The organism is Streptomyces sp. NPDC086519, from assembly GCF_040686075.1.
Taxonomy (GTDB): domain Bacteria; phylum Actinomycetota; class Actinomycetes; order Streptomycetales; family Streptomycetaceae; genus Streptomyces; species Streptomyces shenzhenensis.
The window spans coordinates 51,021-69,775 of record NZ_JBFBJL010000014.1 but is presented as its reverse complement, the minus strand read 5'-3'; the positions used below and the strand labels follow the sequence as shown (position 1 = coordinate 69,775).

Here is an 18,755-nt window from a genome sequence, read left to right as displayed (position 1 = left end):
CGTTGCCCTCGTGTTTCGGCCACAGGAGAGTGAAGTCATGCAGCCCACGCCCATGGATCCGCCGGACCCCCTGGCCCCTCTGGACCCCCTGGACCGGACACAGGCCCGGTCCTGGCTCGCCACCGCCGTCGCCGAGGCCCGCGCCGGACTCGCCGAGGGGGGCATCCCGATCGGCGCCGCGCTCTACGGCGCCGACGGCACCCTGCTCGGCCGCGGTCACAACCGGCGCGTGCAGGACGACGACCCCTCCATGCACGCGGAGACGGCCGCCTTCCGCGCGGCGGGCCGGCAGCGGACCTACCGCGGCACCACCATGGTGACCACCCTGTCACCGTGCTGGTACTGCTCCGGCCTGGTCCGCCAGTTCGGTATCTCCCGGGTCGTGATCGGTGAGGCGGCCACCTTCCACGGCGGCCACGACTGGCTCGCCGGCCACGGCGTGCGGATCGTGCTCCTGGACGACCCGGAGTGCGTCGCGATGATGCGCGGCTTCATCAAGGACAACCCGGCCCTGTGGAACGAGGACATCGGTGAATGACATGAGCAGCAGCCCCCGGATCCCCACCGTCGACCTGCGCCCCTGGCTGGACGGCGGCGAGGACGAGCGGCGGGCGATCGCCCGGACCGTCGACAGCGCCCTGCAGACCGCCGGTTTCCTGCTCGTCACCGGGCACGGGGTCGACGCGGAGCTGCGCGGCGGGGTCCGGGAGGCCGCCCGCCGGTTCTTCGCACTGCCCGCGGGCGTGAAGCGGGCGTACGAGGCGAAGGTCGGCGGACGCGGCTGGCTCGGGCCCGGCGCGGAGGCCAACGGCTACTCGGAGGGCACCGAGACCCCGCCCGACCTGAAGGAGTCGCTGACCTTCGCGACACACGAGCCGTTCGACGACCCGGTGGTCAACGCCGAGTGGTACGCGCCCAACGTGTGGCCGGCCGAAGTGCCCGAACTGCGCACCCTCTGCGAGGAGTACCTCGCCCGGATGGCCGACCTGGAGAAGGAGCTGCTGTCCCTCCTCGGGTACGCGCTCGGGCTCGAACAGGACTTCTTCTCCCGGCACATGGACCATCCGACGTACGGCTTCAACATCAACTGGTATCCGGGTACCGAGGTGCTCGGCGAGCCCGAGCCGGGGCAGTTCCGGATCGGGCCGCACACCGACTTCGGGACGGTGACCATCCTGGACCGGCAGGCCGGCAAGGGCGGGCTACAGGTGTACACGGACGAGGGCGGCTGGCAGGACGCGCCCTTCGACCCGGCCGCGTTCACCATCAACATCGGTGACCTGATGGCCCGTTGGACCGGAGACCGGTGGCGCTCCGGCCGGCACCGGGTGCTGCCGCCGCCCACGGACGCGCCCGCCGAGGAGCTGATGTCCCTGGTCTACTTCGGCGAGTGCACCCCGGGCACGACCGTCGAGTCCGTCCCGGCACCGGTCGGCAGGGTCGGGTACCCGCCGGTCGACTCGCACGTCTACCTGCGGGAGAAACTGGACGCCATCACCGTCGGCTGATCTCACAGAGTCAGGATTCGTGACCCAACAGTCATCACGCGACCTGGCCCGAAGCAACTCCCCCTTCTTACACTTGCGTTGAGGGGGGACTGCCTTGCACAGACGGTTGCACGGGCGTGGGGCGCTGTTCGACGTCGAGCCGGCCGGGCTCGTGCCGAGAGTCGTCGGGCTACGGCCGTACCAGCATCGTGCCCTTACCCTCGAACACCCCGGCGAACTGCCGTTCGTCGTGCTGACCGGGGCGCGGGGGCTCGGCAAGAGCGCGGTGCTCGGCGAGTTGCGGGACGCCTACAAGGGGCACACCCCGGTCGCGCTCGTCGACTGTGCGGACGCGCAGTTCGCGGGCCCGCCGCCGGAGCGGCCCGCCGAGTCCTGGTCGCCGGTCGCGCAGGCGCTGCTGGTCGTCGCCGAGCAGCTCGCCGAACCGGTCACCGGCGCCGGGCGGATCACGTTTCCCCGGCTGATGTCCGGCCTGGTCGCGGTGGCCGCCGGCGGCTGGGGCGACGCGGACTCGGAGCGGATCCGGCGCGAGGTGGAGCGGATCCTGCTGCTGAACGAGAGCGGTTCGTGGATCAGCGGGTTCGCCGGGCGGTGGGCCGGGAAGGTGGCGGCGAAGGTGGTCGCCGCCGCGACCGGCACCGGGCCGCTGGTCTCCGGGGCCATCGAGGCCACCCTGGAGTCGATCGCCGAGGGCTTCGCCAGCCGCCGCCACCAGAAGGCGTCGGTCTGGTACCGGGCCTATCCCAACGCCGGCGGCCACGCCCAGCGCGGGCTGATCCTGCTCTCCGGGCACTTCCGCGCCGGTGGCACCTCCCGCGAGCACGCCGAGCGGTACCTCGTACGGGCCCTGCTCGCCGACCTGACCGAGGCGTACGCGGGCGTGCTGCCGCGGATGCAGCGGCTCGGCCGGCCGCTGGTGCTGGTCGACAACGTCCAGACCGGGCCGGGGCCCGGCCTGGTGGAGGCGGTGCTCAGGGACCGCGCCGAGGGCATCGCCGACCAGGTGGCCTTCGTCGCCGGACTGCGCGGCGACGGCCGCGAGCTGCTGCGCGGCGGGACACGGCGGGAGCTGGCCGGGGTCGCCCGGCGCAGCGAGTGGACGCCGGACCCGGCCGTGCCCTCCTCGCGGGCACTGCTGGTCGCGCTCCCGCCGCTGACCCCCGACGACACCCTGCACCTGGTCGGCGCCCCGGCCGCACCCCAGCTCCCGCACGCCCTCCACCGGCTGACCGGCGGCAACCCGCTGGGCATCGCCCTGCTCGCCGAGTCCGCGGCACAGCATCCGGAGCGGGCCGGCTCGCTGGGCGACCTGCTCACCGCCGACGTACGGCCCGTCGAGGACGGCCCCGCCGCCCCCGCCTACCGCCAGCTCCTCGACCGGCTGGTCCCCCCCGACCGCCTCGACGAGCTGACGGTCCTCGCCGCCGCCCACGACCACGACTCGGCGTGCGCGCTGGCCGCCGCGCTGCTCCCGGACGACTTCGGCCCGGCCGATGTACGCGCCCTGCAGAACCGGCTCGCCCGGGAGGGACTGCCCGCCGTGCCCGGCCAGTTCGTCGGGGACCCCTTCGTACGGACTCTGCTGCTGCTCCGGCTGCATCTGCGGGACGCCGACCACAGCGGCTGGCGCACCGCCCACGAGACGCTGATCGCGCACTACACGCGGGACCGGCCGGACGGGCAGGCCCGGTTCCGGCTGCACCACCAGCTGGCCCTGGGCCGGACCGGACCGGCCGTCGCCCACCTGCGCGACAGCTTCCCGGTCCTGGACACCCGCGGCTGGCTGCGCACCCTGCGGTTCATCGCCTCCGCCCCCTACTTCCACGCCCACGACGCCGAGGGCCGCGACTTCACCGGCCCCGGCGACCGGCGGGCGGCGGTGGCGCTCGGCCGCACGGACGCCCAGCAGCGGGTGCCGGACGGCGTGGACGGCGTGCTGCACCTGCGGATACGACGGCTGCTGCACGCGGTGTGGCTGCTGACCGACCCGCTGGTGCTGCCCGACCCGAAGGTGGGCGACCGGCTGCGCTTCGAACTGGAACAGCTGTCCAACCTGCGGCCGGCCGGCAACGCGCTGCTGTGGCGGGCCTCCCGGGACTGGCCCGCGGCCGCGCTGGCGGGACGCCCGCCGACGGATCCGGAGGACGACGACGAGGGCGACGAGGGCGACGACGAGCGGAACGGGGTGGCGTGATGGCGGCAGGGCGGGGCCTGGGCACGTGGTTGCGTGAGGGCGTCTGGGAGATTCCGCTGCGCCGCTACATCGCCCTGCTGGTGACGGCCGCAGTGATCGCCGGGGCGGTCGTGGGGGTGCGGGCGGCCGTCCATGACGACCGGTCCTGCGCGCCGGGGGTGGCCCGGCCCGAGGGCAGCGACGAGTGCGTGGGCGTGGCGACGACCGCCTACGACTTCGGGCAGCCGCGGCTGCGGAGCACCGTCCGGGCGATCGCCCGCGAGAACGCCCGTCTGAGAGCCGGGAGTTATGTGACGGTCGCGGTGATGCTGCCGTACACCTCGACGGCGGCGGCCAGCGTCACCGACATCCAGCACGAGCTCCAGGGGGCCTACCTCGCCCAGTACCAGGCCAACCACGACTCCAACGGACAGTCCCCGGCGATCCGGCTGGTCCTGGCCAACCCCGGGTCGACCAGCCAGTACTGGGAGCGGATGGTCACGCGACTGGCGGGCATGACCGGGGGCGCGGACCGGCTGCGGGCGGTCGCCGGGGTCGGGCAGAGCACCGACAACAACAAGAAGGCCGTCAAGGAGCTGACCCGGCTGGGCATTCCGGTGGTGGGGTCGTCGATCACCGCCGACGACCTCGCCAACGGGCAGAACGGAACGGACCCCTTCCCCGGCCTGGCCCGGGTCTCCCCCACCAACACCGACGAGGCCCGTGCCCTGGCCTCCTTCGCCAAGGTGAGCGCGGGCCGGGCACTGCTCGTCTACGACAAGCCGGGCGACCCGTACACGCGGACACTCCAGAGGTCGTTCGCGGCGCTGATCAAGGGCTCGCCCTACGAGCCCCAGCCGTTCACGCCGCCGGCCGACCGCAGTCAGGAGGGGACGACCGCGAACACGTTCCGGCAGATCACCAACCTGGTCTGCGACACCTCGCGGTCGACGGACACGATTCTCTTCGCCGGCCGCCACACCCAGCTGCGGCAGTTCATCAACGCACTGGGCGGACGGGGCTGCCAGGACCGGAGGTTCACGGTGCTGACCGGGGACGAGGGGTCGTATCTGACCGGCGAGAAGGATCTCGACCGCAGCGCCCTGCGGCACAACCTCTCCGTCCGCTACACCGCCCTCGCCCACCCGGACGCGTGGGGCAGGGGCAGCCCGGGAACGGGCGGTTCGGCGGCGGACATGGCGACGCTGACCGGGCTGCTGACGAGCGCCGGGAAGGCGCCGGTGGGGCCGATCGGGCCGGTGGCCCTGGAGGACGGCCAGCTGATCATCGCCTACGACGCGACGCGGCTCGCGGTGCACGGGATCCGCGAGGCGGTGCCGGCGGGGAGGTCCGTGCCGGCGCTGGCCGACGTGGGGCTGCAGTGGCCGCAGGTGAAGGGGTCGCTGCGGGTGGACGGGGCGAGCGGGTGGATCTGCCTGGACGCGCACGGGAATCCGTACGACAAGGCGGTGCCGATCGTTGAGCTGCGGCCGGAGGGTGGGTCACGGTTCGTGACCATCGCCTGGCCGGAGGGGAAGCCGCCGAGCGGGGAGTGTCTGCCGCCGTCGTAGGCGGGTGCGGGAGGGGGGAGGGCGGGACTGGGCGCTCCGCGCCTCACTCCATGGAGTGGATCAATCGTTCGAATCGGGTGCGCCAGCGTTCTTCCGTCTCCACCTCGCCCCTGAACTCGTGCGTGAAGCGCAGGGCGCTGCCGGACTCCCCGTCGCGCTCCAGGTGGAAGCGGAACCTGCCGCCGCCCTCCACGGTGTACTCCGCGACCCGGTCGACGTCCCAGGCGGTCACACTGCCCGTGCCCAGATCACCGAGGGTGACCGTGCCGCCCAGTCTCGGTTGCAGGACGTCGACGGGGGTGAACCAGGCGGCCAGGCCCTCCGCTGTGGAGAGCCTCGGCCAGACCTGTTCCGTCGGTTTCGCGAGCCGCACCAGGAAGTGGAGGATGTGCGTTCTCCCGTGGGCCTGACTGGTGCCGTGTTCTCTGGGTTCTGTGGAACCGGCCATGGCACCAGTGTCGCCCCTGGCCGGGTCAGACGCCCGCGTAGGAGTGCTTGCCGGTGACGAAGATGTTGACGCCGTAGTAGTTGAAGAGCCAGCAGCCGAAGGCGATCATCGCCAGGTAGGCGGCCTTGCGGCCCTTCCAGCCGGCGGTGGCGCGGGCGTGCAGGTAGCAGGCGTAGGCGACCCAGGTGATGAAGGACCAGGTCTCCTTGGGGTCCCAGTTCCAGTAGCGGCCCCAGGCGCTGCCCGCCCAGATCGCACCCGCAATGATCGTGAAGGTCCACAGCGGGAAGACGGCCGCGTTGACGCGGTAGGCGAACTTGTCCAGGGACGCGGAGGCGGGCAGGCGTTCCAGGACCGAGGTGGCGAAGCCGCCGGGCTTGCCGCCGTTCTCCAGCTTGCTCTCGTACGCGTCCTTGAAGAGGTAGAGGATGGTCGCCACCGCGCCGACGTAGAAGACCGCGCCGCAGAAGATCGCGGTGGAGACGTGGATGTACAGCCAGTACGAGTGCAGGGCCGGGACCAGCGGCTCGCTCGCCGTGTAGAGGACGGTGACCGCGAGGCCGAGGTCGAGGAGGACCGTGGTGATCAGGAAGAGGCCGAGCCAGCGGACGTTCTTCTTCAGGGCCAGCAGGGTCAGGTAGACGGCGACCGCGACCGTGGAGAACGTGATGTTGAACTCGTACATGTTGCCCCACGGCGCCCGCTGCACGGAGGCCGCGCGGGCGACCACGCCCGCCAGCTCCACCAGGAAGGCGAGGACCGTGAGGGAGATCGCGATCCGGCCGTAGAGGTCGCCCTGCTCGTCGCCGCCGTGCGCGCCGGGGCCGTCCGGCACGTCACGCGAGCCCGCCGCGGAGCGGACGACGACCCGCGGTCGCTCCAGCACGGCGGTACCGCCGCCGGCCTTCTTGACCGCGACGGCGGGCGCCTTCGCCGCCACGGCGTTCGTGGCGGTGAGCGCGTTCGCGGTGCGCGCCACCCGGCTGCGGCTGCCGAGCAGCCATTCGAAGATGTAGGCGAAGAACGCCAGCGTGTAGACGGCCATCGACGAGTAGATGAGCGTGTTGCTCATACTCGCCAGATGTTCGTTGGTCGCGGCGAGGGTGGTCGCGTCGAGCGCGGTTGCGGCGGCGGAAGTCATCGCTTCTCAGCCCCTTCGGCAGGTACGACTTCGGGGTCGGGGGATTGTGCGGGGTCGTGGTCGGTGGTGTCGCCGGAGTCGGGGGCACCCGGTGCCTGGTCATAGAGGATTCCGGCGAGGTCGCCCAACTCCTCGGGCACCTTCGCGGACTCGCTGCGGCCCAGCCCCGCCATCTCGACCACCGTGACGCCGTCCGCACCGCGCACCGCGCGCACCCAGACGCGGCGGCGCTGGATGAACAGCGAGGCGGCCAGGCCGAAGATCGCGGCGAGGGCACCGGCCAGCGCCCAGCCGCTGCCGGGCTCCTGGACGATCTCGAAGCCGGCCCATTCCTTGACCCCCTTCTCGAAGGTCACGGACCCGGCGCCGTTCGGCAGCTGCATGGTCTCGCCAGGCTTCAGGTTGTCCCGGAACTGCTGGCCCTTGGAGTCCTTGAACTCCTTCATGTGGGTCTTGTCGAGCTGGTACACGCTCTGCGGGATGCCCGAGTCGACGCCGAGGTCGCCGTGGTACGGCGCCAGGTTCAGCACCGGGTTGTCCAGCGCCGGGAAGCTGGAGAGCACCGAGGCACCGCCGGCGTACGTCGGCAGGAAGAACAGCGAGATGCCGAGCTGCTCGCTGACCCCCTCGGCGTTGCGGTAGCCGTCCATCACCTTCAGCACGCCCTGGGAACTGACGTTGCTGTCGAGCGGGAGCAGCGGGACGGCGTCGTGGTAGACGACCTTGCCCGAGCCGTCGCGGACGGTGATGACGGGCGCGTAGCCGTGGCTGACGAGGTAGACCTTGGCGTCGTCGATCTCCAGCGGCTCGTTCACCTTGATGGTGGTCCGCTTCGACTTGCCGTAGGCCCCCACGCTGTAGTCGACGTCCGCGGCGAAGGTGACCGGGGTGCCCCTGCTGGGGCCGCTGGTCTGGTAGGTGGCGTGGAAGTTCTTCAGGTCGAAGCTGAACGGCACCAGGTCGTCGGTGCTGAACATGGAGCCGGACTTGAAGTCGTCGTACTGGAGGATCGAGTTGGCGAACCCGTCGCCCTCGACGACCAGCTTGGTGCCGTCCGACTTGTACATCTGGCCGGAGGCGAAGGCGATCAGCAGCACGATCAGCGCGATGTGGAAGACCAGGTTGCCGAACTCGCGGACGTAGCCCTTCTCGGCGGCGACCGCGTCCTGGGCGATGTGCGACCGGAAGCGCCGCTTCTTCAGCAGCTTCAGCGCCGCCTCGCGGACCTCCTCCGGCTCGGCCGTGGTCCGCCAGGTCGTGTACGCGGGAAGCCGGTCCAGGCGCTTCGGGGCGCCCGGCGGACGGCCGCGCAGCTGGCCCACGAACTGCCAGGCACGCGGGATGATGCAGCCGATGAGCGAGACGAAGAGCAGGATGTAGACCGCCGAGAACCACACCGAGCTGTAGACGTGGAACAGGCCGAGCTTGTCGTAGATCGGCGCCAGCGTCTTGTGGGTCTTCTGGAACGCGGCGACCTTGTTGATGTCGGCGCCGCTCTGCGGGATCAGTGAGCCGGGGATCGCGCCCAGCGACAGCAGCAGGAGCAGCAGCAGCGCGACCCGCATCGAGGTGAGCTGCCGCCAGAACCAGCGGGCCCAGCCGACGACCCCGAGGCCGGGGGCGATCGGCGGCTCCTCGACGGGGGCGGTGGAGAGCTGGGAGCCCGCCGCGCCGAGTTCCCGCCGGTCCTGCTCGCTGTTGTCGGTTTCGGTCTTGCTCATGGATCAGATCCCCACAGTGAAGCCGGCGGACCAGGACTGCATGTCCTGCACGAGACTGTCCCAGGCGCCGGTCAGCAGCAGCACACCGGTCACGATCATCATCGTGCCGCCGATGCGCATCACCCAGACGTAGTGGCGCTTGACCCAGCCGAAGGCGCCGAGCGCCTTGCGGAAGGCGACGGCGGTGATGACGAAGGGGACGCCGAGTCCGAGGCAGTAGGCGACGGTCAGTATGGCGCCGCGACCGGCGCTGCCCTGCTGGGAGGACAGGACGATCACGGAGGAGAGCGTCGGGCCGATGCACGGGGTCCAGCCGATGCCGAACAGCGCACCGAGCACAGGTGCCCCTATCAGTCCGGCCACCGGCCGCTTGTGGAAGCGGAACTCGCGCTGGGTGAACCAGGGCATCAGGCCCATGAAGAACACGCCCATGGCGATCATCAGCACGCCCAGCACCTTGCTGAGCTCGCTGGAGTGTTCCAGGAGCGTCGAGCCGAAGTAGCCGAAGAGCGCACCGCCCGACACGAACACGGCGGTGAAGCCGAGCACGAACAGCGCGGCGCCCGTGGCCATCCGGCCCCGCCGCGCGTCGGCAAGGTCGGTGCCGGCGACCCCGGTGACGTACGAGAGGTAGCCGGGTACGAGGGGCAGCACGCACGGGGAGAAGAAGGAGACGAGTCCGCCGAGCAGCGCGATCGGCAGGGCGAGCACCAGGGCGCCGTTGAGGACGGTCGCGTTGTTGCCGTCGGCCGCGAGTGTGACGAGTGCGCTCACGTCACTTCTCCGCGACAACCGGCTTGATCATCTTGAGCAGGTTCTCCTCGCTGAGCGCCGCCAGCGAGCGCGCCGCGATCTTCCCCTGCCGGTCGAGTACCAGGGTGGAGGGGATGGCCTGCGGGTTGAGCGTGCCCTTCTTGAAGCGGAGCATCAGCTTGCCCATCGGGTCGTACAGGCTCGGGTAGTCGATGCCGTTCTGCTTCTCGAAGGCGACCGCCGAAGCGGTGCTGGTGTCGCGGGTGTTGATGCCGACGAACTGGACGCCCTTGCTCGCGTACTCCTTGGAGACGGTGGCGAAGTTGGGCGCCTCGGCCCGGCAGGGGCTGCACCAGGAGCCCCAGACGTTGACGACGACGACCTTACCCTTGTAGTCGGCGACGTCCAGGGTGCCGCCGTCGATGGTCTTGCCGGACAGGTCGGGGGCCGCCGCGCGGTGGCCCTGAGCGACCGTGTCGATGCCGTCCCTGCCGGTGATGAAGTTGGTGTTGCCGCCTCCGCCGGAGGTGCCGCCGTTGCCGCACGCGGACAGGGTCAGGGCCGCCGCGGCGGCCGTGGCGCCGATCAGGAGGGCGCGGCTACGGGTACTCATGTGAAAAGTTTCGCATGCCCGTTCTGGGGATCTTGCGCACCCCCCTCCGTCCGGGACGCGCCCGTTTTCAGGCGGCCGCGCCCTGCTTCAGGAAGGTCTTCCAGCCCCCGGCCGGCCGCTGCCCCACGTCCAGCGTGCGCAGCTTCGCCAGGACCTCCGGCTTCTGTACGTCCATCCAGTCCACGAACTGCCGGAAGGAGACCAGCCGGACGTCGGCGCCCTTCTCCTTCTCCCGGGCGATGTGCTTGAAGGCCTCCTCGACGGAGTCCATGTAGATACCGCCGTTCCAATGCTCGAAGTGGTTGCCCACGAAGAACGGCGCCCGGTTTGTCGTGTATGCCCGTTCGAATCCCTGTATGTACGCCTGGGCCGACTGCTTCCGCCAGCCCGGGTAGTTGTAGGCGGGCGCCTTGGTCGAGTTGACCGACTGGTTGGCGAGCATGTTGTAGTCCATGGAGAGGACCTCGAAGGAGCGGCCCGGGAACGGTATCTGCTGCAGCGGCAGGTCCCAGACGCCCAGCTTCTTCTCCGGCCAGACCTGGCGGCCGCCGGGCGAGGAGGCGTCGTAGCGCCAGCCGAGCTCGCGGGCGGTGGGCAGCAGGTTGTTCTGGCCGAGGAGGCAGGGGGTGCGGCTGCCGACCAGTTCCTTGTCGTAGTCGAAGGGGAGCGAGGGCAGGTCGGTCCAGCCGGTGTTGGTCCGCCACTCCTTCACGAACGCCTTGGCCTGGTCTATCTCGCTGCGCCACTGCTTGGGCGTCCAGTTGCCGACGGTGCCGTGGCCGCTGCAGAAGTGCCCGTTGAAGTGGGTGCCTATCTCGTGGCCTTCGAGCCAGGCCCGGCGGACGTTGGTGAGCGTCGCCTTGATGTGCTCGTCGGTGAGGTAGCCGATGTCGGAGGCGCCGCGGGGGTTGTTCGGGGGGTTGTAGAGCCGCTTCTTCGACTCGGGGAGGAGGTACAGCCCCGAGAGGAAGAAGGTCATGGACGCGCCGTGCTCCTTGGCGAGGTCGAGGAAGCGCGGGAAGAGGCCGGTGCCGACCTCGCCGGCGCCGTCCCAGGAGAAGATCACGAACTGCGGCGGGGTCTGGCCGGACTCCAGGGGCTCGGGGGCGGCGGGCTGGTGCGGCTGCCTGCCGGTGCGGGAGGTGGAGCCGTCGCCGAGGGGGCGGGCGTTGGGCGTCTTCGACGGGTTTTTCGACGGCCCCTTGGTGGAACCGGCGGCATGCGGCGCGTCGTCCGAACCGGCGGACGCGCCGCAGCCGGTGAGGCCGAACGCGAGTCCGGCCGTGGCGCCCGCGCCGACGCCGAGCATTCCCCGTCGCGTGATGGTCCGCATGGTTCCCCGATTCGTCATGTCCTCTGGTGGTCACCTAATCAGAGGACATGACGAACGGACAGGTTCCTTCACGTCTGGGATGTTTCGTAACACATATGGTGACGGTTAGTTCAAGTGGCGTACATCACTTGCGAATTACGCAGCTTCACGCAGGCCTGTTCACGGCCGTTCAGGCCCCGAAGGCCTTGTCCTTCCCCTTCGTCGGCCTGGCGCCGGCGCGGAGGTGGGCCGGGACGAGGTCGAGGGCCGGCTCGCTGTACCCGACGGAAACGATCCTGTCACCCTCGTATGTGAAAGTCGTCAGGGAGGCGAGAGTGCACTGCCGCTTGCGCGGGTCGTGCCAGAGCCGGCGCTTCTCGACGTACGACCGCAGGATCCAGATCGGCAGCTGGTGGCTGACCAGCACGGCCTCGTGCCCGCGCGCCCGGTCCTTGGCCGTGTCCAGCGCGCCCTTCATCCGGACGACCTGGTCGACGTACGGCTCGCCCCAGGACGGCCGGAACGGGTTGACCAGGTACTTCCAGTTGGCGGGGTTCTTCAGCGCGCCGTCGCCGACGCCGAAGGTCTTGCCCTGGAAGATGTTCTCGGCCTCCAGGAGCCGTTCGTCGGTGGCGAGGTCGAGCCCGTGCGCCTTGGCGATGGGGGTCGCGGTCTCCTGCGCGCGCTCCAGCGGGGAGGCGACGACGTAGGCGACGTCGCGGGCGGCGAGGTGCTCGGCGACCCGGTCGGCCATCTGCCGGCCGAGCTCGGAGAGGTGGTAGCCGGGCAGTCTCCCGTACAGCACCCCCTCCGGATTGGCCACCTCCCCGTGCCGCATCACGTGGACGACGGTGATGTCCTGCTGCTCGCTCATGCTGCCGTGGCCTCCGCGGCCGCTCGGGCCGCCGCCGGGAGGGCGTCGGCGATCTTCTGGATGGCCCGCTCGTCATGGGCCGTGGACACGAACCAGGACTCGAAGGACGACGGCGGCAGGTACACCCCGCCGGAGAGGAGGGAGTGGAAGAAGGCGGTGAACCGGAAGGACTCCTGGCCCCGCGCGTCCTCGTAGTCGCGCACCGGGCGGTTGGTGAAGAAGACGGAGAACATGTTGGAGGCGGTCTGCACCTGGTGCGCGACGCCCTCCTTGTTCAGCGCCTCGCTGACGAGCCCCTGGATCTGCGCGGAGACGGCGTTGACCTTGTCGTACGCCGCGTCGTCGAGCAGCCGCAGCTGGGCGAGGCCGGCGGCGGTGGCGACGGGATTGCCGGAGAGGGTGCCGGCCTGGTAGACGGGGCCGGCCGGGGCGAGGTGCGCCATGACGTCCGCCCGCCCACCGAAGGCGGCCGCGGGGAACCCGCCGCCCATCACCTTCCCGAAGGTCATCAGGTCGGGCACCACCCCGTCGATGCCGAACCAGCCGGCCCGGCTGGTCCGGAACCCGGTCATGACCTCGTCGGAGATGTACAGGGCGCCGTTCTCGCGGCAGGCGTTCTTGAGCCCCTGGTTGAACCCGGGCCCGGGCGGCACGACGCCCATGTTGCCCGGCGAGGCCTCGGTGATCACGCAGGCGATCTCCCCGGGATGCCGGTGGAAGGCCTCCTGCACCGCTTCGAGGTCGTTGTACGGCAGCACGATCGTGTCGCCGGCCTGCGCGCCGGTGACACCGGGGGTGTCGGGCAGCGCGAAGGTGGCGACGCCGGACCCGGCGGCGGCCAGGAGGCTGTCGACGTGTCCGTGGTAGCACCCGGCGAACTTGATCACCTTGGTGCGCCGGGTGAACCCGCGGGCGAGCCGGATGGCGGACATGGTCGCCTCCGTCCCGCTGCTGACCAGCCGCACCTGCTCCAGCGGCTCGATCCGGGCGACCATCTCCTCCGCGAGGGCGACCTCGCCCTCACCGGGGGTGCCGAAGGAGGTACCGCGCGAGACGGCTTCCTGGACGGCGGCGATGACCTCGGGGTGCGAGTGCCCGAGGATCATGGGCCCCCAGGAACAGACGAGGTCGACGTACTCGCGCCCGTCCGCGTCCGTCAGGTAGGCCCCCTTGCCGGAGACCATGAAACGGGGGGTGCCGCCGACGGCGCGGAAGGCGCGCACCGGGGAGTTCACGCCGCCCGGCGTGACGGCGGAGGCGCGGTCGAAGAGCGCCTGTGAGACGGGCGCGTCGTAGGGATAGGGCGTTTCGCTCTGGGCGCTCATGACGTGCGGCTTCTCCGACTTCTCGGACTCCGGTTGCTTGGTGACCTCCTCAGGGTAGGGCCTGCCTTCCGGCTCACTCGCAGGGAAGGCGCGGTGACCGATGAGTCCCGGTGAGCGGCGGGGGTGGCGCGTGCGGCCGCGAGGCGGAGGGGGCGTAGCCGATCAGCCGCCGAGGGGCGGACGACGCGGTGGGCAAGGCAGTGGGCGACGCGGTGGGGGCGCCTCCCGGCCGAAGGCCGGCGGTGTCCTCGTCGTGGAGGGCGGCGGTCCCGGCGCGGCCGCCGGTACATCTGCGAGACTGTGATCCGATACACGCAGCTCACCCGGCAGATAGCCGGCCGGAGGCTGTAAAGATCCTGCGGACTGATGTTTCGACGCACGTTTCGGCGGGCGGCCGTGGGGGAGGTCACTGACACGATGATCGGGTTGCGCGGCGGGGGCCACGCGTCCTAGAAAAGCAGTCGGGTGGAGATATGCATCGCGGTGGCGGGCTGGGCGAGGGGACCGATGACCTGGGTCCTCGACGTGCCCAACGGGGAAGGCACCGGCGCGACGCGGAGGAATCGACCGAAGCAGCACGTCAGGAACAGGGCGTACCGAGTGAGTCGGAGCGGCGCGACCGACGTATCGATCAGCGGGACCGCGATCAGAGGGATCGGGACCAGCGGAGCGATCGGCGGATCGACCGTCTTCAGACCGGGAGCAGGAATGGTGGTCGGGTGGGGGTGACGTACAAATACTTCGGCGCACCGGACGGCGCGACCGCGGCCCGGGTCCCGATCTCGATGCGCCCCGAGGAACTCGGCGGCGACGAGCTCGGCATGAACGGCATGTTCACGAAGATCAAGCCGGAGACGATGGCCGCGATGGTGCTGACGGGCATCGAAGGTGTGCCTCTGCACAAGGTGCCGCCGCTGGAGCTGGTGGTGCTGCACCCCGACTACGCGGTCGTGAAACTCCCCATGACGGTGGTCGACCCGCTGCGTGGCGTGGGCGAGGAAGCGGTCGGCGCGGCCGCCTTCATCTGGTCGACGGTCCCGGACCGGGGCGGCCCGCGGGACGCGTTCAACGTGTACCAGCTGCTGCACGAGTGGCAGGACTTCTCGCACCGGCTGCATGAGGCGGGGCATCAGCCGTACTGCCTGGTGTGGCCCTGAGCCGGGGTTTCTTGCGGATCGGGCGGGGTCTTCGGGCCTCGCCCTTTTTGGTGCCGTGGAGGGGCCGTCAGGCGGCCAGGGCACATTGGTTTCGCTGGGGGTGCTGATGTGCCCTGGGCTGCGGGCGGGTCGCCGTCGTCTTCCGCCTCGGTTCCGTTTCCGTGAAGGCATCGTCGATCGCCTTGCGGGTGCGGGTCTCGCTGGACGGCAGCAGATGCGTGTACGTCCGCAGCGTGAAGCCCGGATCCGAGTGGCCGAGGTACTCGGAGAGCGCCTTGATGCTCTCCCCCGCGTCCAGGAGTACGGAGGCGTAGGCGTGCCGTAGGGCGTGCATGCCGTCTTCCGGAGCCGCCTGGAGGTAGCGCGCGCCGCGCTCGCGGGGAGGTATCACGCCGGCCGCTGCCAGGGCGCGCTTCCAGTCGCCCATGCTGAAGACGCTGCGGTTGTACGCCCGCTCCTTCGCGTCGACGAAAAGGAGGCGGAAGGTCTTCGGCTCGCCGTCCGGCTTGGCCCAGGGCAGGGTGACCTCGACCGGTGGGAACTCCTTCATGTGGGCCTTGACGGCGACGGCAAGCTGGGCCGGTAGGGGCACCGACCGGATCTTGTTGCCCTTCGGGAGGGCGAAGACGGGCTTCGTGCCGACGAGCCGCACCTGGCGGTTGACGTGGATCCAGCCGCCCTTGAAGTCGATGTCCTCGACGGCGAAGCCGAACACCTCGCCTTGGCGCAGGCCGCAGCCGAAGGCGAGCTTGCCGCCGGCCTGGAAGCGCTTCGGGAGTCCGGCTATGACCGCGCGCACGCGCTCCAACGACCAAGGGATGATCTTCTTCTTGATCGCAGTCGGGAGCTTGACCGACTTCGCCTTGCAGGGGTTCTTCGGCAGCAGCCCGTCCTCAACGGCCGCGCCAAGGATGCTGGAGAGGATGTCGAAGATGCCCTCGATCGTGGACACTTCCAGGCCGCCGTCCTGGAGCGTGCGGATCCAACCCTGGATGATCGAGGGCTGGTTGAGGGACCGCAGCTCGCGTCGGCCGAGGTACTCGACGATGTGGTTGCGGACGGTCGCTTCGTAGCGGAGGGCGGTCGTCGGGCCGACGGAATTCGCGTCGAGCCACTTCTGTGCGTACGCGCCGAGCGTCTGCTTCGTCTCGGCGGGGACGACGTAGGAGCCGCGCCGGATCTCGACGTCGACCTCGTCGGCACGGCTGTCGGCCGCAGCCTTCGTGTCGAAGTTCTCCTTGCCCTGACTGCCGTCCAGGTCGCGATAGCGGACCTGCCAGCGCTTGCCGATGCCGTGGTCGGCGGTGGGGACCATGGGCTTCGTACGGCTCTTGTGTTCGCCGCACTCGGCCTCGGTGGGCTTGGGATGGGACTTGTGCCAGCGGTCGTACACGTCAGCCAAGAAGGGCCTCCTGGATGGGGTTTGGGGACTGGGGGGTGGCGTGGGTCGCGGCGGTGTGCGTCAGCCACGGGAGCATCAGGGCTGCGGGAGGAGCGGCGAGCTGGGGCCGGCTGGCACGAGGCGTGGGTGCTCGATGGCGCGGGCGGCGCGGGGGCTGGCGGGGCCTATTTCGACGGGTCGGTTGGGCATGACAAATAGCTGTAACTTGCAGTCGGCCGTCATGGCAAGAGTTAGTTCTTAAACTCTCCAAAAGTCGCCCGGAGGCGAAGTGGTGTTCGTCTCGTCGAATTCCGGCACATCACGAGCCGTTTTGGCGGGGAGGTTGTGCTACCTTCCCTCCGCGTCAAAGAAATGGGCGTTTCGAGCGGCTATCGGATGCGATGTCCGCTGGACGAGCCACGCCACTTCTCAGCGCTGGGCGACACCTCTGAGCTGCTGAGGTACCGGATTCCGGCACTTCAGCCGGTTGCTTCTCCGTAGAAAATTTCGGCTTCCGTGGGAGCGATTTCGGCAACCGGGGATCCGCCCTTACTGTTTTGGTCTTCCCCGGCGACGCTGAGGGAAGTAGCCGGGAGTTTCAGAATTCACTCTGGACGCTTCCCAGGTGGTGTGGCTGTGTTGCCCACGCCTGCCATCCAAAACCCTGATTCCGATATGGAGACCTCATTGCCGAACCACTCCCCGCGCCTTGTCGGCGCCGAGCGTGACCAGCTCGCCACTCCCACCGACGTGGCCGCGTACCTCGGGGTACCGGTGAAGACGCTCTACCAGTGGAAGTACCGGGGCATCGGCCCCAGCGTCCACAAGGTCGGCCGTCACCTGCGCTACCGCTGGCGGGAGGTGGACGCGTGGCTGGATGCCCAGACGTCGTACGACCTGACGGCCTGATCCCGCGTCTGGCGCGGACAACGAAGCGGCCCCCGGCACGCCAACGCCGAGGGCCGAAGACTTCCCAACTGATCGCCCATCCCTGAACGAATGAGCTGGTGAGGGGCGGGACCTTGCCCGTCCTGCCTCTCACCGGAGAGGAACGCCTATGGAGGACTCTACGTCCCCCAGCTCCACGAACACCTCCCCGACCGGCTGGCCCACTCCCGCGGTCCCCGGCGAGGGCGTCCCCTGGCGCCGCCGGGATCAGACGGACACACAGTCCCCGGCGTCGGGGACCGTCGAGCACTCGGCGGATGTGGAAGCACACGGGGACCGTCCCCAGCCGCCTGCTGATGCCGCTGTTGGGGACCACCCCCGTGACGTGCCCGCTGCTCGGTCCCCGCACGTCCCGGTCCCCATATCGATATCCGACGCAAACCCGCAGGTCAGCAGCGCCAAAATGGGGACCGGTCCCCAAGAGACTGCAGTTGCACCAGGGGACCGCAATGGGGACCGTGATCACGATCCCCGCCAGTCGCTGGGGACCGACAACCCCGTGGCGGGAACCGCCCAGCGGGAGGGGACCGGTCCCGTCGACGCACGGGGACCGGATCGCGGGACCGGATTCCGGCCTACTCGGGGACCGGCAGACCCTGGGGAACGGGGTTCCGGTGAGGGTGCGGAACTGCTGGATGAGTTGCGGGCGGCGATCGGCAAGTACGTCGTGCTGCCCAGTGACGAGGCGCTGACAGCGGTCACCCTGTGGGTGGCGGCCACGCACATCCAGACCGTTCTGCAGCACGCGCCGCGTCTGGCGGTCGTCGGCCCGACGAAGGGCTGCGGCAAGTCCCGGGTGTTGGACGTGCTCCACGAGACCGTCCACCAGCCGATCATGACGGTGAACATGTCCACGGCGGTGCTCTTCCGCATCATCGGCAAGAACCCGCGCACGATCCTGGTGGACGAGGCCGACACCATCTTCAGCAAGGCGGGCGACAACGAGGAACTGCGCGGCCTGCTGAACGCCGGACACCAGCGCAACCGGCCCGCCTGGCGCATCTCCGGCCCGGAACACAAGCCGACCCCGTATCCGACCTTCGCCATGGCCGCACTGGCCTCAATCGGCGACCTGCCCGACACGATCACGGACCGGGCGGTCGTGCTCCGCATGCAAAAGCGCAAGCCGGGCGAGAAGGTGACCCCGTTCCGCTCGCGCTACGCCACACCGGAACTGAACGCGCTGCGGGACAAGCTGGCCGCCTGGCTGGGACCGCTGCGCGGCACGGCCGGGCGCATGGCGCCGACCATGCCGGTGGAGGACCGGGCGGCGGACACCTGGGAGCCGCTGGTCATCATCGCCGACCTGGCCGGCGGCCACTGGCCCGCGAGCGCCCGTGCGGCCTGCGTGGCAATGACCCGGTTCGAGGCCGTCCAGGACGAGCAGACCAACCTGAAGACGCGGCTGCTGCGCGACATCCACCGCGTCTTCGAGGCACACGGCAACCCGGAGGCCCTGTCCTCCCTGGATCTGGTCACCGCCCTGCTCCAGGACCCCGACGCCCCCTGGGCGGAGCACGGCACCAACGGGCTCAACGCCTATCACCTGGGCAGAATGCTGCGGGACTTCCACATCCGCCCGGCCAACTACCGGTTCGACAAGGGCAGGCAGGCCAAGGGATACACCCGTAACCGGTTGCTGGACAGCTGGGCCCGGCACTGCCCCGACCTCACCGAGACGGCGCCCGCCCCTGCGCACGACGCCACGCCCGCGCACCCGCCAGCTCAGGGCAAGCCGCCCACCGCCCCCGCGGGCCAGCTGCCCATCGGTCCGCCCGGCGGCCGCGCCGGCCCCAACCGCGCCCGCTGACCCGGCTTTCCCCTGGGTCC

At 70.3% G+C, this 18,755-nt stretch carries 15 protein-coding genes and 1 pseudogene; 7 read left to right on the top strand and 9 right to left on the bottom strand.

The window, feature by feature from the left end:
- Positions 1–37 precede the first annotated feature (37 nt).
- The 4 genes from AB0P24_RS15660 to AB0P24_RS15645 all read left to right on the top strand — a co-directional run bounded on the left by AB0P24_RS15660 (position 38) and on the right by AB0P24_RS15645 (position 5,252).
- Positions 38–538, top strand: coding sequence for a nucleoside deaminase (locus tag AB0P24_RS15660; protein ID WP_365794140.1), 501 nt, complete (start codon positions 38–40; stop codon positions 536–538).
- A gap of 1 nt (position 539) precedes the next feature.
- Positions 540–1,508, top strand: a complete 969-nt coding sequence (locus tag AB0P24_RS15655; RefSeq protein ID WP_365794138.1) for a 2-oxoglutarate and iron-dependent oxygenase domain-containing protein — start codon at positions 540–542, stop codon at positions 1,506–1,508.
- A gap of 94 nt (positions 1,509–1,602) precedes the next feature.
- Positions 1,603–3,702 carry a hypothetical protein gene (locus tag AB0P24_RS15650; RefSeq protein ID WP_365794136.1) on the top strand — a complete coding sequence of 700 codons (2,100 nt, stop codon included), beginning with the start codon at positions 1,603–1,605 and terminating at the stop codon, positions 3,700–3,702.
- A complete protein-coding gene (locus AB0P24_RS15645; protein WP_365794134.1) occupies positions 3,702–5,252 on the top strand; it encodes a hypothetical protein in 1,551 nt (516 codons plus the stop codon). The genes AB0P24_RS15650 and AB0P24_RS15645 overlap by 1 nt, the downstream gene beginning before the upstream one ends.
- Positions 5,253–5,295: 43 nt before the next feature.
- Here AB0P24_RS15645 and AB0P24_RS15640 read toward each other — a convergent pair whose 3' ends face one another.
- The 8 genes from AB0P24_RS15640 to hemL form a co-directional block, all read right to left on the bottom strand.
- A complete protein-coding gene (locus AB0P24_RS15640; protein WP_365794132.1) occupies positions 5,296–5,700 on the bottom strand; it encodes a hypothetical protein in 405 nt (134 codons plus the stop codon).
- A 25-nt stretch (positions 5,701–5,725) separates the two neighbouring features.
- On the bottom strand, positions 5,726–6,841 hold the full coding sequence (gene ccsB, locus AB0P24_RS15635; RefSeq protein ID WP_365794130.1) for a c-type cytochrome biogenesis protein CcsB: 1,116 nt from the start codon (positions 6,839–6,841) through the stop codon (positions 5,726–5,728).
- Positions 6,838–8,562: a cytochrome c biogenesis protein ResB gene (locus AB0P24_RS15630; protein ID WP_365794128.1), complete on the bottom strand. Its 1,725-nt coding sequence runs from the start codon at positions 8,560–8,562 to the stop codon at positions 6,838–6,840. The genes ccsB and AB0P24_RS15630 overlap by 4 nt, the downstream gene beginning before the upstream one ends.
- Positions 8,563–8,565: 3 nt before the next feature.
- Entirely contained in the window at positions 8,566–9,336 is a 771-nt protein-coding gene (locus AB0P24_RS15625; protein ID WP_365794126.1) for a cytochrome c biogenesis protein CcdA, read from the bottom strand.
- A gap of 1 nt (position 9,337) precedes the next feature.
- Complete coding sequence (locus AB0P24_RS15620) at positions 9,338–9,928, bottom strand: TlpA disulfide reductase family protein (protein ID WP_365794124.1); 591 nt, start codon at positions 9,926–9,928, stop codon at positions 9,338–9,340.
- A gap of 67 nt (positions 9,929–9,995) precedes the next feature.
- The gene (locus AB0P24_RS15615; protein ID WP_365794122.1) at positions 9,996–11,261 is read right to left on the bottom strand and encodes a hypothetical protein; all 1,266 of its coding nucleotides are present in this window, start codon (positions 11,259–11,261) and stop codon (positions 9,996–9,998) included.
- 169 nt (positions 11,262–11,430) lie between these two features.
- Positions 11,431–12,114 (bottom strand): histidine phosphatase family protein, encoded by a 684-nt coding sequence (locus tag AB0P24_RS15610; protein WP_365794120.1) that lies wholly within the window; start codon positions 12,112–12,114, stop codon positions 11,431–11,433.
- Positions 12,111–13,439, bottom strand: a complete 1,329-nt coding sequence (hemL, locus tag AB0P24_RS15605) for a glutamate-1-semialdehyde 2,1-aminomutase (RefSeq protein ID WP_365794118.1) — start codon at positions 13,437–13,439, stop codon at positions 12,111–12,113. The genes AB0P24_RS15610 and hemL overlap by 4 nt, the downstream gene beginning before the upstream one ends.
- A gap of 473 nt (positions 13,440–13,912) precedes the next feature.
- On the opposite strand from hemL, the gene AB0P24_RS15600 reads away from it, so the two are divergent.
- Positions 13,913–14,596 carry a hypothetical protein gene (locus tag AB0P24_RS15600; protein ID WP_365794116.1) on the top strand — a complete coding sequence of 228 codons (684 nt, stop codon included), beginning with the start codon at positions 13,913–13,915 and terminating at the stop codon, positions 14,594–14,596.
- A gap of 77 nt (positions 14,597–14,673) precedes the next feature.
- On the opposite strand, the pseudogene AB0P24_RS15595 reads toward AB0P24_RS15600, so the two are convergent.
- Positions 14,674–15,989: pseudogene (locus tag AB0P24_RS15595) on the bottom strand (site-specific integrase); the annotation flags it as partial.
- Positions 15,990–16,664: 675 nt separating this feature from the next.
- Here AB0P24_RS15595 and AB0P24_RS15590 point away from each other — a divergent pair.
- Both AB0P24_RS15590 and AB0P24_RS15585 read left to right on the top strand, forming a co-directional pair.
- Entirely contained in the window at positions 16,665–16,886 is a 222-nt protein-coding gene (locus AB0P24_RS15590; RefSeq protein WP_344565145.1) for a helix-turn-helix domain-containing protein, read from the top strand.
- Positions 16,887–17,565: 679 nt separating this feature from the next.
- A complete protein-coding gene (locus tag AB0P24_RS15585) occupies positions 17,566–18,735 on the top strand; it encodes a DUF3631 domain-containing protein (RefSeq protein ID WP_365794114.1) in 1,170 nt (389 codons plus the stop codon).
- Positions 18,736–18,755 lie beyond the last annotated feature (20 nt).